Origin of the sequence: Kitasatospora sp. NPDC101447 (genome assembly GCF_044767225.1) — a bacterium.
Taxonomy (GTDB): Bacteria; Actinomycetota; Actinomycetes; order Streptomycetales; family Streptomycetaceae; genus Kitasatospora.
Map to the genome: position 1 here is coordinate 69032 of NZ_JBIWNL010000016.1, position 14273 is coordinate 83304.

The following is a 14273-nucleotide window of genomic DNA, read 5'->3' on the forward strand; positions in this document are numbered from 1 at the left end:
CTGTCTCAGGGCTCCTTCCATTGAAGAGTGACCCCGTGAATGGGGACCGGGTCGGCCACGGCGCTGTGGTCCCGACGCTGGGTGGTGCCGGTCACGGAGGGTAGATCCCGCTTCTGCGTGCGAGCCTACCGTCCGGGCCGGGGCTCACCCTCCGTGCTGAGACAACCGGGATTTCCGCATGGTGATTCCCACTAGGCCCGTATGACTGCTTTTGTCCCAGACTCTCCTGTTTCGTGACGGCCCGCCGCCGGGGTGGTCAGGACGGGGTAGCGGGGGCCGCCGGAGACGGTTCGTGGCTTCACCCAGTCGGTTCACCCGGGGGTGTGCGGTTCGGCCTCGCCGGGGACCCCGGAGCCGGATGGGATATATGGAGCGTCTATGGTGTCGTGGTACGCGCAGAGCGGACGATTCGGGACCCTTCGTTCCTGTGGACGCCTGCGAGGATTCATCTTCAGTTGGGGTGTTAGTGACCGCCGTCGAAACCCGTCCCGCCGGGGTCACCGGGGCGACGCCTGCGCACCGGCCGATCGGGGCCCGTGTCGGCGCGTTCGTCGCACTGACCAAGCCCCGGATCATCGAGCTGCTGCTGATGAGCACCGTGCCGGTGATGTTCCTGGCCCAGCAGGGCGTGCCGAACATGCTGCTGGTCCTGAAGGTCGTCGTCGGCGGCTACCTCTCGGCGGGCGGCGCCAACGCCCTCAACATGTACATCGACCGCGACATCGACGCGATGATGTCCCGCACCGAGCGCCGGCCGATCGTCACCGGGATGGTGTCGCCGCGCGAGGCGCTGGTGTTCGGCATCGCGCTCGCGGTCCTCTCCACCGCGGTGCTCGGCTGGGGCGTCAACTGGCTCTCCGCCGGACTGGCGCTGGGCGCGCTGCTGTTCTACGTGTTCGTCTACACGCTCGGGCTGAAGCGGCGCACCTCGCAGAACATCGTCTGGGGCGGCATCGCCGGCTGCATGCCGGTGCTGATCGGCTGGTCCTCGGTGACCGACTCGGTGTCGTGGGTGGCGGTGGCGCTGTTCCTGGTGGTGTTCTTCTGGACCCCGCCGCACACCTGGGTGCTGTCGATGAAGGTCCGCGACGACTACCTGCGCGCGGGCGTGCCGATGCTGCCGGTCGTCAAGGGCAACGTGGCGGTCGGCAAGCAGGTGGTCGCCTACTCCTGGGTGATGGTCGCGACCTCGCTGGCGGTGTGGCCGCTGGGGCACATGAGCTGGCTGTACCCCGTCGCCGCGGTGCTGCTCGGCGGCTTCTGGCTGCGCGAGGCGCACGCGCTGTACGGGCGGGCCAAGGCCGGGGTGGTGGGCGCCAAGCTGAAGGAGATGCGGCTGTTCCACTGGTCGATCACCTACCTGTCGCTGCTGTTCGTGGTGTGCGCGATCGACCCGTTCGTGAAGTAGACGTCGTGCGGAAGAGCCCCGGTCCTCCTCGGACCGGGGCTCTTCCGTTTCCGGTGCGTCAGCGGGGCGGCAGCTCGGAGGGGCCGACGTGGCCGTCCAGCCAGTCCCGCAGCGGCAGGGAGGCCTGCAGGAAGGCGGTGATCCGGGTGTAGGCGGTGCGGGTGCCCAGCCACTTCGCGGGCTCCCACTCCTGCCAGGCCACCAGGCCCTTGTGGCGCAGCAGCTCGATCCGGGGGTGGTCCTTGGGGTAGCCGCGCGGGGCCGACTTGAGGGAGTCCCGGCCGAACACCTTCGGGCCGTCCTTCTCCACCCGGGCGATCACCCGTTCCAGCTCGGCGCCGGTGACGTCCTCCGCGACGGCGGCGCGGTAGCGCTCCAGCTGGTCCGGGGCGAGCTGGTACATGCCGTTGCCGCAGGCCAGGCCGTCGGCGGAGAGCTGGATGTAGCCGCCGCTCTCCAGGTGCGCGCCGATGTGCGTCTTGTACGGGGACTTGTCGGCGCTGAAGCGGATGTCGCGGTTCGGGCGGAAGATCTTCCCCTGTCCGAACTCCGGCTCCAGGTCGGAGAGCAGCTGCTCCATCGGGGCCCGTACGGCGTCCTCGTACTGCTCCTTGTGGGCCTGCCAGAAGGTCTTCGAGTTGTCGGCCTCCAGGTGCTCGTAGAAGTCGAGCGCCTCGGAGGGCCAGCCTTTGAACGTCACGTCTCCAGTATGTGTCCCGGTGCACAGGGCGCTCCCGTCGCCAGGGCGTGTACCGGTGGGTAGCATGCGGGCATGAGCAGCGCAGAGACCGCCACCGCCGCGCCGGACGCCCGCACCGAGCGCCGCGCCAAGCGCATCGCCAAGAACCTGACCAGCTTCGCCAAGCAGCACGGCGGCAGCGCCGACGCGGTCGTCGAGTACGTCGGCGCCGTGGCCACCCGGATCGTCGTGGTCGGCGCGGACGGCGCCTGGGGCGACCAGGTGGCCCCCAGCTACGCCGTCGGCCGCCGGGCCGCGGAGCTGGCCGGGCTGACCCTGCACGACGACTTCGAGGGCGAGCTGGGCCTCAGGGTCAAGACCGGCCCGTACGAGTGGAAGCGGATGGCCGGCATCCAGCTCGGCGGCTGACGCCCCGCTCGGACGATGCGAAGGCCCGGTTCCCCCCCCGTGCGGGGGAACCGGGCCTTCGCGCTGTCCGGTGCCGTTCCGGTGTCGTACCCGGCGCCCTCAGGCGGCCGCGGTCTGCGGGGTCCGGTCGGCCGGCTGCCCGGCGGCGGCCTCGTCCTCGCGGGTGCGCAGGGCGAGCGGGATGCGCAGCGCGGCGATCCAGGTCAGCGTGGCCAGGAACATGTGGAGGCCGACCATCAGCTCGGGGGCGTCGGTGAAGTACTGGATGAAGCCGAGGACGCCCTGCACGAGCAGGACCGCGAGGAGTTCCTTGGTGCGGGACTTGGCTGCCTGCGGGGCCTTGATCGCGGCGAAGACGAAGATCATCGCGATGGTCAGGCCGACCGAGACGAAGGCGAAGTCGGCGTGGAACTGGGCGAGGCGGTCGTAGTCGATCGGGATGCGCGGGACGATCTTGTTGTCCTTGGGCGTGCCCGGGTGGTGGCCGGCGCCGGTGACCAGGGTGCCAGCCGCGACCAGCAGGCCGACGACCGTGACCAGGACATAGGAGAGCTGTTGGATGGGGCGGGCGACCGCGAGCTTCGGCGGGCCGTCGCCCTCCTTGCTGCGCTCCCACATCAGCAGTGCGACCCAGACCAGGGCCATCGCGGCGATCATGTGCAGCGCGACGGTGTACGGGTTGAGGCCGGTCAGCACGGTGATGCCGCCGAGCACGGCGTTGCTCATCACCAGCCAGAACTGGGCCCAGCCGAGCTTGGTCAGGCTGCGCCGCCACGGCCGGGCGCACCGGGCGGCCAGGATCGCCCAGCCGACCGCCGCGCTCAGCACGTAGGTGAGCATCCGGTTGGTGAACTCGACGATGCCGTGGAAGCCCATCTCGGCGGTGGGCGTCAGGCTCTCGTCGGTGCAGCGGGGCCAGGTCGTACAGCCGAGGCCGGAGGCGGTGAGCCGGACGGCGCCGCCGGTGACGACGATCACCACGCTCATCACCAGCGCGGCGAACGCGGCGCGCCGGACCATCGCGGCGGAGGGCTGCCAGCGCTCGGCGAGCAGGGAGAAGGGGGTGGTCTTAAGCACGACGTCCATGGTAGGTGGCTTTATGGGCGATCTTGGGGCGGGGCGCCCCGCCGCGTCCGGGGCGTGGAGGGACTGTTCGGACAGAACGTGCTGCCGCCGGCGATCGGCGGTGCCGTGGTGATCGCCGCCGGTGGCGCGATCGTGGTGGCCGCCCGACGCAAGGCCAAGAGGGCCTGATAAGGCAGGAAAAGTCCGAATGTTCGTCGGTTGATTGAAGCGGCACCCCCAGTGGTTGAACCCGATCACCGGGGGCGCCGTTCTGTCTGGAAGGTGACGAAGTTCATTCAAGTCTGCCGAATCCGCGTTCCGCGAGGTGGCGACTGTGATGGGCTGGTCATGCACATCGAAGACCGGACGGACAGGCGAAATCCGGTCGTACGGCGGGGTGTGGCGGGAAGCGGGAGTGCCGGTAGAGTCCCCCGGACAGTCGTAGCGGGCCACCGCGAACCATTCAACACGCCTGCTGCACAAGACCATTCGGAGGGGAACAGCGTAATGGCGCGACAGCAGCGGCACATCGGGATCGGCGCGGCGGCACTGGCCGGCACGGCGGCGGCCGGATTTCTACTGCCCCTGGCGCTGGCCACCAACGCCTCGGCACACGTGCCGAGTTGGTCGGTGACCTGCGACAAGATCGTGATCGATCTGATCAACTACAGCCCCAAGGCCGACGTGAAGAACACCGTCAGCCTCACCATCGACGGCGACAAGGTCCTGGACAACAAGGCCTTCCCCGCCGAGTTCCACGGCACCTTCCCGGTGAAGGACCACACCGCCCCGATCAAGGCGAACCTGGTGGTCACCACCTCGGAGAACCCGAACGAGAAGGGGTGGAACATCAACGAGACCAAGACGATCGAGCCGTGCCACACCCCGACTCCGACCCCCACCCCCACCAAGACCCCCACCCCCACGCCGACGCCCACCGTGACGCCGACGAAGACCCCCACGCCGACGCCGACGCCCACCGTGACGTCGACCGCGACGCCGACCGTGACCCCGTCGGCCACCCCGACCCCGAGCACGACGCCCTCCTCGGCGCCCACCAGCAGCGGCCCGGTGCTCGCCCAGACCGGTAGCAACGACGCGACCCCGATGATCGCGGCGGCCGGCGGCGGCGTGCTGCTGGTCGGTGGCGCGCTCGTCGTGATCGCCCGCAAGCGTCGTGGCGGCAGCCAGGGCTGACGCACCGCGACCCGAACACGGCAACGCCCCCCCGGCCGGATGAGGCCGGGGGGCGTTGCCGTGTCGCAGGCGCGGCCTACTCCCAGCGGAAGAGACGGGCGGCCGCGGCCAGGCCGAGCACGGCCCAGCCGGCCAGGATCCCGAGGTCCGCCCAGGGCACCCCGGCACCCGTCTGCAGCACCGAGCGCAGGCCGTCCGAGAGCGCCGAGATCGGCAGCAGCTCCAGCACCGACCGCACGGCGTCGGGGAACCGGCTCAGCGGCACGATCACCCCGCCCGCGAGCAGCAGCAGGATGAACACCAGGTTGGCGCCGGCCAGCGTGGCCTCGGCCTTCAGGGTGCCCGCCATCAGCAGGCCGAGCCCGGAGAAGGCGGCGGTGCCGAGGACCAGCAGCGCGGCCACGCTGAACGGGTCGCCGTGCGGGGACCAGCCGAGCGCCAGCGCGATCACCGTCAGCAGCGCGACCTGCAGCGCCTCGGTGACCAGCACGCAGCCGGTCTTGGCGGTCAGCAGCGCCCAGCGCGGGAGCGGGCTCGCGCCGAGCCGCTTCAGCACGCCGTAGCGGCGCTCGAAGCCGGTCGCGATGGCCTGCCCGGTGAACGCCGTCGACATCACGGCCAGCGCGAGCAGGCCGGGGGCCAGGAAGTCGACCCGCTTGCCCGGGCCCTCCACCGCGACGATGTCCACCGCGGAGAACAGCACCAGCAGCACGGTGGGGATGACCACGGTGAGCAGCAGCTGCTCGCCGTTGCGCAGCAGCATGCGGGTCTCGAACGCGGTCTGCGCGAGCAGCATCCGGCCGACCGGCGCTGCGCCCGGCTTCGGGGCGTAATCGGTGGCACTCACGATCGGAGCTCCCGTCCGGTCAGGTCGAGGAAGACGTCTTCGAGGCTGCGGCGCTGCACGGACAGCCGCTCGGGCAGGACGCCGGAGGCCGCGCACCAGCCGGTCACGGTGGCCACCAGCTGGGGGTCGACGGGCGCCTCGACCCGGTAGTTGCCGGGGGCGGTCTCGACGGCGGTGGCGCCCTCGGGCAGCTCCTTGAGCAGCGGGCCGAGGTCGAGCCCGGGCGGGCCGTCGAAGCGCAGGGCGCTCTCGGCGCCGCCGCGGCACAGCTCCTCGGTGGTGCCGTCGGCGATCACCCGGCCGCGGTCCACGATCGCGACGCGGTCGGCGAGCTGCTCGGCCTCGTCCATGTGGTGGGTGGTGACGACCACGGTCACGCCGTCCCGGCGAAGGTCGCGGACCAGCTCCCAGGTGGCGCGGCGGGCCTGCGGGTCGAGGCCGGCGGTGGGCTCGTCCAGGAAGACCAGCTCGGGGCGGCCGACCACGGCCATGGCCAGGGCGAGCCGCTGCTGCTGGCCGCCGGACAGCCGCCGGTAGGTGGTCCGGCCGCAGGAACCGAGGCCGAGGCGCTCGACCAGCGCGTCCACGTCCAGCGGGTGGGCGTGCAACTTGGCGGTGTGCCGCAGCATCTCGACGGCGCGGGCACCCGCGTACACACCACCCGACTGCAGCATGACGCCGATCCGGGGGCGCAGCGCCGCGTTCTGGGCGACCGGGTCGAGGCCGAGCACGCGGACGGTGCCGGCGTCGGGGCGGCGGTAGCCCTCGCAGGTCTCGATGGTGGTGGTCTTGCCGGCGCCGTTGGGGCCGAGGACGGCGGTGATCGCGCCGCGTGCGATGGTGAGGTCGAGGCCGTCCACCGCGGGCTTGTCGCCGTAGCGCTTGACCAGCCCGGCGATCTGGACCGCGGGTTCGGAGTGCATACCGGCGAGTGTAAGAGGCGCTCACGAACCGGCCGTACGGCGGCCTCGATGATCGTTTCGGCTGGTCAGGTAAGGCTTACCTGCGTGATCGATGACACCGGTGAGGCATGGATCACGGCTTGTCCCGACGGAAGTAATTACGCAACACTGGTGTTGTGAAAAACATGCGCGAGCACGCCCAGCAGCAGGAGGCCGAGTCGGCCTCCCACTGCGACGTGCCCGTGACGGCGGCCGAGGTGCTGCTGGAGGGCCACCGCGCCACCCGGGACCGGGTCGCCCGGTCGATCCTGGACCACGGCCCGTCCTCCGCCGCCGACCTCGCGAGCCGGCTCGGCCTCACCGCCGCCGCCGTGCGCCGCCACCTGGACGGACTCACCGCCGCCGGCCTGGTCGAGTCCCGCGAGCAGCGGGTCTACGGCAGCCGCGGCCGGGGCCGCCCGGCCAAGGTCTTCGCCCTCACCGACGGCGGCCGGGACGCCTTCTACCAGGCGTACGACCAGCTCGCCGCCGACGCCCTGCGCTGGATCTCGGACTCGGTGGGCGGCGGCAAGGCGGGCGAGGAGGCCGTCGCCGCCTTCGCCCGGGCCCGTTTCGGCAAGCAGGGCGAGAAGTACCTGGAGGCGCTGGGCCGGGCCGGGGCGGGGGAGCGCACCGAGGCGCTCGCCGAGGCGCTCAGTGCCGACGGGTACGCTGCCACGGTGCGGCGTGTCCCGTCGGCCGCGGCGAAGGCCCCGGCGGGCGCCCAGCTCTGCCAGCACCACTGCCCGGTCGCGCACATCGCCGAGCAGTTCCCGCAGCTCTGCGAGGCGGAGACCGAGGTCTTCTCCCGGCTCCTGGGCACCCATGTGCAACGGCTGGCCACCATCGCCCACGGCGACGGGGTCTGCACCACCTATGTGCCGGCACCCGGTGCCGCATCGTCGCCCGCCCGGGGTTCCGCGGGCCGCGGCTCCGATGCAGTGCCGACTGCCGGTACGTCCACCGAAGATTCTGCGTCCGCGCGTTAGGAAGCTCGCATGACTGACACCGTTTCGCACCCGGAGCTTGAGGGCCTGGGCAACTACGAGTACGGCTGGGCCGACCCGGACGCCGCCGGCGCCGTTGCCAAGCGCGGGCTCAGCGAGGAGGTCGTGCGCGACATCTCCGCGAAGAAGAGCGAGTCCGAGTGGATGCTGAACCTCCGGCTCAAGGGCCTGAAGCTGTTCGGCAAGAAGCCCATGCCGACCTGGGGCTCCGACCTCACCGGCATCGACTTCGACAACATCAAGTACTTCGTCCGCTCCACCGAGAAGCAGGCCGAGTCCTGGGAGGACCTGCCGGCGGACATCAAGGCCACCTACGACAAGCTCGGCATCCCGGAAGCGGAGAAGCAGCGCCTGGTCGCCGGTGTCGCCGCCCAGTACGAGTCCGAGGTCGTCTACCACCAGATCCGCGAGGACCTGGAGGAGCAGGGTGTCATCTTCCTGGACACCGACACCGCGCTGCGCGAGCACCCGGAGCTGTTCAAGGAGTACTTCGGCACCGTCATCCCGGCCGGTGACAACAAGTTCGCCGCTCTGAACACCGCGGTGTGGTCCGGCGGCTCGTTCATCTACGTGCCGAAGGGCGTGCACGTCGACATCCCGCTGCAGGCCTACTTCCGGATCAACACCGAGAACATGGGCCAGTTCGAGCGGACGCTGATCATCGTCGACGAGGACGCCTACGTCCACTACGTCGAGGGCTGCACCGCGCCGATCTACTCCTCCGACTCGCTGCACTCCGCGGTCGTGGAGATCATCGTCAAGAAGGGCGGCCGCTGCCGCTACACGACCATCCAGAACTGGTCGAACAACGTCTACAACCTGGTCACCAAGCGCGCCGTGGCGTACGAGGGCGCGACCATGGAGTGGGTCGACGGCAACATCGGCTCCAAGGTCACCATGAAGTACCCGGCCGTCTACCTGATGGGCGAGCACGCCAAGGGCGAGACCCTGTCGATCGCCTTCGCGGGCGAGGGCCAGCACCAGGACGCCGGCGCCAAGATGGTGCACATGGCGCCGAACACCTCGTCGCACATCGTCTCCAAGTCGGTGGCGCGCGGCGGCGGCCGCACCTCCTACCGCGGTCTGATCGAGATCGGCGAGGGCGCGCACGGCGCCAAGTCCAACGTGCTGTGCGACGCGCTGCTGGTCGACACCGTCTCCCGCTCGGACACCTACCCGTACGTGGACGTCCGCGAGGACGACGTGTCCATGGGCCACGAGGCGACCGTCTCCAAGGTCAGCGAGGACCAGCTGTTCTACCTGATGAGCCGCGGTCTGACCGAGACCGAGGCCATGGCGATGATCGTCCGCGGCTTCGTCGAGCCGATCGCGCGCGAGCTGCCGATGGAGTACGCGCTGGAGCTCAACCGGCTGATCGAGCTGCAGATGGAGGGCGCGGTCGGCTGACGTCCAGCCGCCACCGCCGTCCACCGATTTCCGAGGAAGAGAGCACTACGAACAGCCATGGCTGAGCAGAACACCACCGGCTCCACCACCGCCGGGTCGATCGAGGTCGGCACCGCCGGCGCGGGCGCGCAGCTCGCCGGCCCCGGCACCGGCCGTGCCACGGTCCAGCAGCCGATCGACGCGCGCGTCGCGGTCAAGCCGTCCTTCGACGTGAACGACTTCCCGGTGCCGCACGGCCGCGAGGAGGACTGGCGGTTCACCCCGCTGCACCGCCTCGGCGGGCTGCACGACGGGACCGCCGCCCAGGCCGAGAAGGGCGAGGACAAGGTCGAGTTCACGCTGCCGGACGGCGTCACCGCCGAGACCGTCGGCCGCGACGACGCCCGCCTGGGCAAGGCCGGTACGCCGGTGGACCGGGTCGCCGCGCAGGCGTTCAGCGCCTTCGAGCAGGCCCTGGTGGTCACCGTCCCCAAGGACGCGGTGCTGACCGAGCCGGTCAGGATCGACGTGCGAGGCGAGGGCGGCGTCCGCTTCGCCCACGTGGTGATCGACGTCAAGCCGTTCGCCGAGGCCGTCGTGGTGCTCAACCACGCGGGCACCGGCACCCGGGCCGCCAACGTCGAGCTGCTGGTCGGCGACGGCGCCAAGCTCACCTTCGTCTCCGTCCAGGACTGGGAGCGCGACGCCGTCCACGTCGCCCAGCACAACGCGCTGGTCGGCCGGGACGCCACGTACAAGTCCGTGGTCGTGACCTTCGGCGGCGACCTGGTCCGCCTGCACCCGCGGGTCAACTACGCGGGCCCCGGCGGCGAGGCCGAGCTGTTCGGCCTCTACTTCGCCGACGCCGGCCAGCACCTGGAGCACCGCCTGGTGATCGACCACGACACGCCGCACTGCCGGTCGAACGTGGCGTACAAGGGCGCGCTGCAGGGCCAGGACGCGCACGCGGTCTGGGTCGGCGACGTGCTGATCCGCGCCGCCGCGCTCGGCACCGACACCTACGAGCTCAACCGCAACCTGGTGCTCACCGACGGCGCCCGGGTCGACTCGATCCCGAACCTGGAGATCGAGACCGGCGAGATCGTCGGCGCCGGCCACGCCTCGGCGACCGGCCGCTTCGACGACGAGCAGCTGTTCTACCTGCAGGCCCGCGGCATCCCGGCGGACGAGGCCCGCCGCCTGGTGGTCCGCGGCTTCTTCGCCGAGCTGCTCCAGCAGATCGGCGTGGCCGAGGTCCAGGAACAGCTCATGGAGAAGATCGACGCAGAGCTGGAAGCGGCGGTCTGAACGCGATGACCTTCCTCCGTGCCTGCGCGCTGAGCGACCTCCAGGAGGACGTGCCCAAGCGCGTGGACCTCAACGGCGTGCCGGTCTCCGTCGTCCGCACCGACGAGGGGGTGTTCGCCGTGAACGACATCTGCTCGCACGCGAACGTCTCGCTCTCCGAGGGCGAGGTCGAGGACTGCATGATCGAGTGCTGGCTGCACGGCTCCAGCTTCGACCTGCGCACCGGCAAGCCCTCCGGCCTGCCCGCCACCAAGCCGGTCGCTGTCTACCCCGTAAAGATCGAAGGGGACGATGTGCTCGTCTCCGTCAACCAGGAGTCCTGAGTACACATGGCAACCCTTGAAATCCGCGACCTGCACGTCTCCGTCGAGGCCGAGAACGGCCCGCGCGAGATCCTGAAGGGCGTCGACCTGACCGTGAAGCAGGGCGAGACCCACGCCATCATGGGTCCGAACGGCTCCGGCAAGTCCACCCTGGCCTACTCGCTGGCCGGCCACCCCAAGTACACCGTCACCGGCGGCTCGGTGCTGCTGGACGGCGAGGACGTCCTGGAGATGTCCGTCGACGAGCGGGCCAAGGCCGGTGTCTTCCTGGCCATGCAGTACCCGGTCGAGGTCCCCGGTGTCTCGGTCAGCAACTTCCTGCGCACCGCCGCCACCGCCGTCCGCGGCGAGGCCCCGAAGCTGCGGCTGTGGGTGAAGGAGGTCAAGGAGGCGATGGCCGCCCTCCAGATGGACCCGGCCTTCGCCGAGCGCAACGTCAACGAGGGCTTCTCCGGCGGCGAGAAGAAGCGCCACGAGATCCTCCAGCTGGAGCTGCTCAAGCCGAAGATCGCGATCCTCGACGAGACCGACTCCGGCCTGGACGTCGACGCGCTGCGCATCGTCTCCGAGGGCATCAACCGGGTCCGCTCGACCGGCGAGGTCGGCACCCTGCTGGTGACCCACTACACCCGCATCCTGCGGTACATCCAGCCCGACTACGTCCACGTCTTCGCGGGCGGCCGCATCGTCGAGTCCGGCGGCGCCGAGCTGGCCGACAAGCTGGAGAACGAGGGCTACGAGGCCTACGTGAAGGGGGGCGCATCCGAGTGACGCATGCCCATGAGCGTTCGGGCCTGCCGGGTCTGCTCGACACCGACGCGATCCGCAAGGACTTCCCGGTCCTGCAGCGGCTGCTGCACGACGAGAAGCCGCTGGTCTACCTGGACAACGCGGCGACCTCGCAGAAGCCGCGCCAGGTGCTGGAGGCGCTGACCGCCTACTACGAGCGGCACAACGCCAACGTCCACCGCGGCGTGCACGTGCTCGCCGAAGAGGCCACCGCGCTGTACGAGGGTGCCCGCGACAAGGTCGCGGCGTTCGTCAACGCGCCGAGCCGCAACGAGGTGATCTTCACCAAGAACGCCTCGGAGTCGCTCAACCTCGTGGCCAACATGCTCGGTTGGGCCGACGAGCCGTACAAGGTGGACGCCGACTCCGAGATCGTCATCACGGAGATGGAGCACCACTCCAACATCGTCCCGTGGCAGCTGCTCTCGCAGCGCACCGGCGCGAAGCTGAAGTGGTTCGGGCTCACCGACGAGGGCCGGCTCGACCTGTCGAACATCGACGAGCTGATCACCGAGAAGACCAAGGTCGTCTCCTTCACCCTGGTCTCCAACCTGCTCGGCACCGTGAACCCGGTCGAGACGATCGTCCGCAAGGCCCAGTCGGTCGGCGCGCTGGTCGTCATCGACGCCTCGCAGGCCGCGCCGCACATGGTGCTGGACGTGCAGGCGCTGGAGGCCGACTTCGTCGCCTTCACCGGCCACAAGATGCTGGCCCCGACCGGCATCGGCGTGCTCTGGGGCCGCCAGGAGCTGCTGGAGGACCTCCCGCCGTTCCTCGGCGGCGGCGAGATGATCGAGACCGTCACCATGGGCTCGTCCACCTACGCCCCGGCGCCGCACAAGTTCGAGGCCGGCACCCCGCCGATCGCCCAGGCGGTCGGGCTCGGCGCGGCCATCGACTACCTGCAGGGCGTCGGCATGGAGAAGATCGCGGCGCACGAGCACGCGATCACCGCGTACGCCGTCGAGCGGCTGCTGGAGGTCCCAGACCTGCGGATCATCGGCCCGCGCACGGCCGTGGACCGCGGTGCGGCGATCTCCTTCACCCTCGGTGACATCCACCCGCACGACGTGGGTCAGGTGCTGGACGAGCAGGGCATCGCCGTGCGCGTCGGCCACCACTGCGCGCGGCCCGTCTGCCTCCGGTACGGAATTCCGGCGACCACGCGGGCGTCGTTCTACCTGTACTCGACGCCGGGCGAGGTCGACGCGCTGATCGACGGCCTGCACCACGTCCGGAACTTCTTCGGCTGACGGGACGCGCAGGACATGAAGCTCGACTCGATGTACCAGGACATCATCCTGGACCACTACCGCAACCCCCACGGCAAGGGGCTGCGGGACGGCGACGCCGAGGTCCACCACGTCAACCCGACGTGCGGCGACGAGATCACCCTGCGGGTGAAGCTCGACGGCGCGACCGTCGCCGACGTCTCGTACGAGTCCCAGGGCTGTTCGATCAGCCAGGCGAGCGCCTCGGTGCTCAACGACCTGGTGGTCGGCAAGAGCGTGGGCGAGGCGCAGGCGGTCCAGGAGGCCTTCCTGGAGCTGATGCAGAGCAAGGGCCAGGGCGAGGGCGACGAGGAGGTGCTGGAGGACGCGGTCGCGTTCGCCGGCGTCTCCAAGTACCCGGCCCGGGTCAAGTGCGCCCTGCTCAGCTGGATGGCCTGGAAGGACGCCACCGCCCAGGCGCTCGCCCAGCACCCCGCCGTGAACGACTGATCCCGCAGAGGAGGACAGAACCATGAGTGACGAGAGCACCACTGACGCCACGGCCTCCACTGCGGAGGAGCAGACCGGCATCATCGTCGGCACCACCGCCGGCACCGTCTCGGTCGAGGACCTGACCGAGGCCCTGATGGACGTCGTCGACCCCGAGCTGGGCATCGACGTCGTCAACCTGGGCCTGATCTACGGCATCCACATCGACGAGTCCGACGTGGCCACCATCGACATGACGCTCACCTCGGCGGCCTGCCCGCTGACCGACGTCATCGAGGACCAGGCGAAGACCGCCACCGACGGCCTGGTGAAGGACCTGCGCATCAACTGGGTCTGGATGCCGCCGTGGGGCCCCGACAAGATCACCGACGACGGCCGCGAGCAGCTCCGCGCCCTGGGCTTCAACGTCTGAGATCTCCCGATCGTCAACCTGCTGCCGCGCGAATCCTCCGGGTTCGCGCGGCAGCGGCGTTTCCGCGCCTACGCGCTCCACGCCTTCCAGGCATCCGTGCCGATCTCGACCCCGAACGGTTCCGGCAGTCGGACGGACTCGCCGAACTCCCACTCGCCCAGCACCTCGTGCGTCCCGTCACCCCGGTTCGGCTCGCCGAACAGCGTGACGCCGGGCCGTCGCGGGTCGCGGTCCACCAGCAGGTAGTACGGCACCCCAGCCCGCGCATACCCGTGCCGCTTGGCACGACGATCGTAGTGCGCGCTGAGCGGCGCGGTGACCTCAGCTACCAGACTGATCTCCTCCGGGCGGAGGTGCCGATCCTTCGCCTCCGGCAAAATCGCCGATTCCACCTCCGAGGCCGTCATCACAAGGTCCGGAACATAACCGTCCCCGATCTCCGCAAGGTCGAGGCCGACAGTCTGCACCGCCCGCCATGGATAACTCGGGTGCGTGAATTCGGCGCGGAACACCGCTTCTTGAATGTCCGAGACGGTCGCAGCATGGCCGTAACTCGGATGAGGCGTCACCACGAACTCTCCACCGATCACCTCGACCCGCAGGACTTCGGACAACCGCAGGTGCTCGTCGAGTTCGCCACGAGCCCACAGCGCATACGGCGACTCGGGCAGGACCCAGTGCCCAGACGCGACGACGGACGACATGCCCCCACCCTGGCGGCCCGTCGGCAGATACACCGCCGTTGCACGGATCTTCTCCAC

Annotated in this window: 16 protein-coding genes; 11 read left to right on the forward strand and 5 right to left on the reverse strand. The window is 70.1% G+C overall.

Annotated features, from left to right (window positions below; all coding sequences use genetic code 11):
* The first annotated feature begins 460 nt into the window (after positions 1 to 460).
* Positions 461 to 1408 carry a heme o synthase gene (locus ACIRST_RS23155; RefSeq protein ID WP_350521382.1) on the forward strand — a complete coding sequence of 316 codons (948 nt, stop codon included), beginning with the start codon at positions 461 to 463 and terminating at the stop codon, positions 1406 to 1408.
* Positions 1409 to 1466: 58 nt separating this feature from the next.
* Here ACIRST_RS23155 and ACIRST_RS23160 read toward each other — a convergent pair whose 3' ends face one another.
* Positions 1467 to 2108 carry a DUF2461 domain-containing protein gene (locus ACIRST_RS23160; protein ID WP_350521381.1) on the reverse strand — a complete coding sequence of 214 codons (642 nt, stop codon included), beginning with the start codon at positions 2106 to 2108 and terminating at the stop codon, positions 1467 to 1469.
* A gap of 72 nt (positions 2109 to 2180) precedes the next feature.
* Here ACIRST_RS23160 and ACIRST_RS23165 point away from each other — a divergent pair, with 72 nt between their 5' ends.
* Entirely contained in the window at positions 2181 to 2516 is a 336-nt protein-coding gene (locus ACIRST_RS23165) for a hypothetical protein (RefSeq protein ID WP_402804019.1), read from the forward strand.
* Between the two features lie 99 nt (positions 2517 to 2615).
* On the opposite strand, the gene ACIRST_RS23170 is transcribed toward ACIRST_RS23165, so the two are convergent.
* Positions 2616 to 3602 (reverse strand): heme A synthase, encoded by a 987-nt coding sequence (locus ACIRST_RS23170; RefSeq protein WP_402804021.1) that lies wholly within the window; start codon positions 3600 to 3602, stop codon positions 2616 to 2618.
* 486 nt (positions 3603 to 4088) lie between these two features.
* Between ACIRST_RS23170 and ACIRST_RS23175 the strand changes: the two genes are divergently transcribed.
* Positions 4089 to 4778 (forward strand): LAETG motif-containing sortase-dependent surface protein, encoded by a 690-nt coding sequence (locus ACIRST_RS23175; RefSeq protein WP_402804023.1) that lies wholly within the window; start codon positions 4089 to 4091, stop codon positions 4776 to 4778.
* A 76-nt stretch (positions 4779 to 4854) separates the two neighbouring features.
* Here the strand turns inward: ACIRST_RS23175 and ACIRST_RS23180 are convergent, their stop codons facing one another.
* Positions 4855 to 5625, reverse strand: coding sequence for an ABC transporter permease (locus ACIRST_RS23180; RefSeq protein WP_350521378.1), 771 nt, complete (start codon positions 5623 to 5625; stop codon positions 4855 to 4857).
* Positions 5622 to 6548, reverse strand: a complete 927-nt coding sequence (locus tag ACIRST_RS23185; RefSeq protein WP_402804025.1) for an ABC transporter ATP-binding protein — start codon at positions 6546 to 6548, stop codon at positions 5622 to 5624. The genes ACIRST_RS23180 and ACIRST_RS23185 overlap by 4 nt, the downstream gene beginning before the upstream one ends.
* Before the next feature lie 164 nt (positions 6549 to 6712).
* On the opposite strand from ACIRST_RS23185, the gene ACIRST_RS23190 reads away from it, so the two are divergent.
* The 8 genes from ACIRST_RS23190 to ACIRST_RS23225 are packed head-to-tail and all read left to right on the forward strand — an operon-like array spanning position 6713 to position 13512.
* A complete protein-coding gene (locus tag ACIRST_RS23190) occupies positions 6713 to 7555 on the forward strand; it encodes a MarR family transcriptional regulator (protein WP_350521376.1) in 843 nt (280 codons plus the stop codon).
* A gap of 9 nt (positions 7556 to 7564) precedes the next feature.
* The gene (sufB, locus tag ACIRST_RS23195; protein WP_350521375.1) at positions 7565 to 8980 is read left to right on the forward strand and encodes a Fe-S cluster assembly protein SufB; all 1416 of its coding nucleotides are present in this window, start codon (positions 7565 to 7567) and stop codon (positions 8978 to 8980) included.
* Positions 8981 to 9037: 57 nt separating this feature from the next.
* Positions 9038 to 10267: a Fe-S cluster assembly protein SufD gene (sufD, locus tag ACIRST_RS23200; protein WP_350521374.1), complete on the forward strand. Its 1230-nt coding sequence runs from the start codon at positions 9038 to 9040 to the stop codon at positions 10265 to 10267.
* 5 nt (positions 10268 to 10272) lie between these two features.
* The gene (locus ACIRST_RS23205; protein WP_350521373.1) at positions 10273 to 10590 is read left to right on the forward strand and encodes a bifunctional 3-phenylpropionate/cinnamic acid dioxygenase ferredoxin subunit; all 318 of its coding nucleotides are present in this window, start codon (positions 10273 to 10275) and stop codon (positions 10588 to 10590) included.
* A 6-nt stretch (positions 10591 to 10596) separates the two neighbouring features.
* Entirely contained in the window at positions 10597 to 11361 is a 765-nt protein-coding gene (sufC, locus tag ACIRST_RS23210) for a Fe-S cluster assembly ATPase SufC (RefSeq protein ID WP_196952639.1), read from the forward strand.
* Positions 11358 to 12632 (forward strand): cysteine desulfurase, encoded by a 1275-nt coding sequence (locus ACIRST_RS23215; RefSeq protein WP_350521372.1) that lies wholly within the window; start codon positions 11358 to 11360, stop codon positions 12630 to 12632. The genes sufC and ACIRST_RS23215 overlap by 4 nt, the downstream gene beginning before the upstream one ends.
* 15 nt (positions 12633 to 12647) lie before the next feature.
* Positions 12648 to 13100: a Fe-S cluster assembly sulfur transfer protein SufU gene (gene sufU, locus ACIRST_RS23220; protein ID WP_350521371.1), complete on the forward strand. Its 453-nt coding sequence runs from the start codon at positions 12648 to 12650 to the stop codon at positions 13098 to 13100.
* A gap of 22 nt (positions 13101 to 13122) precedes the next feature.
* The gene (locus ACIRST_RS23225; RefSeq protein ID WP_350521370.1) at positions 13123 to 13512 is read left to right on the forward strand and encodes a metal-sulfur cluster assembly factor; all 390 of its coding nucleotides are present in this window, start codon (positions 13123 to 13125) and stop codon (positions 13510 to 13512) included.
* Positions 13513 to 13580: 68 nt separating this feature from the next.
* Here the strand turns inward: ACIRST_RS23225 and ACIRST_RS23230 are convergent, their stop codons facing one another.
* On the reverse strand, positions 13581 to 14273 hold the full coding sequence (locus tag ACIRST_RS23230) for a Uma2 family endonuclease (protein ID WP_402804030.1): 693 nt from the start codon (positions 14271 to 14273) through the stop codon (positions 13581 to 13583).

What these genes read in the sequence shown, in the direction of transcription:
- ACIRST_RS23165 (WP_402804019.1), top strand. Translation starts at nt 2,181, where the DNA reads ATGAGCAGCGCAGAGACCGCCACCGCCGCGCCGGACGCCCGCACCGAG.
- ACIRST_RS23170 (WP_402804021.1), bottom strand. Translation starts at nt 3,602, where the DNA reads ATGGACGTCGTGCTTAAGACCACCCCCTTCTCCCTGCTCGCCGAGCGC.
- ACIRST_RS23175 (WP_402804023.1), top strand. Translation starts at nt 4,089, where the DNA reads ATGGCGCGACAGCAGCGGCACATCGGGATCGGCGCGGCGGCACTGGCC.
- ACIRST_RS23185 (WP_402804025.1), bottom strand. Translation starts at nt 6,548, where the DNA reads ATGCACTCCGAACCCGCGGTCCAGATCGCCGGGCTGGTCAAGCGCTAC.
- ACIRST_RS23190 (WP_350521376.1), top strand. Translation starts at nt 6,713, where the DNA reads ATGCGCGAGCACGCCCAGCAGCAGGAGGCCGAGTCGGCCTCCCACTGC.
- sufB (WP_350521375.1), top strand. Translation starts at nt 7,565, where the DNA reads ATGACTGACACCGTTTCGCACCCGGAGCTTGAGGGCCTGGGCAACTAC.
- sufD (WP_350521374.1), top strand. Translation starts at nt 9,038, where the DNA reads ATGGCTGAGCAGAACACCACCGGCTCCACCACCGCCGGGTCGATCGAG.
- ACIRST_RS23205 (WP_350521373.1), top strand. Translation starts at nt 10,273, where the DNA reads ATGACCTTCCTCCGTGCCTGCGCGCTGAGCGACCTCCAGGAGGACGTG.
- sufC (WP_196952639.1), top strand. Translation starts at nt 10,597, where the DNA reads ATGGCAACCCTTGAAATCCGCGACCTGCACGTCTCCGTCGAGGCCGAG.
- sufU (WP_350521371.1), top strand. Translation starts at nt 12,648, where the DNA reads ATGAAGCTCGACTCGATGTACCAGGACATCATCCTGGACCACTACCGC.
- ACIRST_RS23225 (WP_350521370.1), top strand. Translation starts at nt 13,123, where the DNA reads ATGAGTGACGAGAGCACCACTGACGCCACGGCCTCCACTGCGGAGGAG.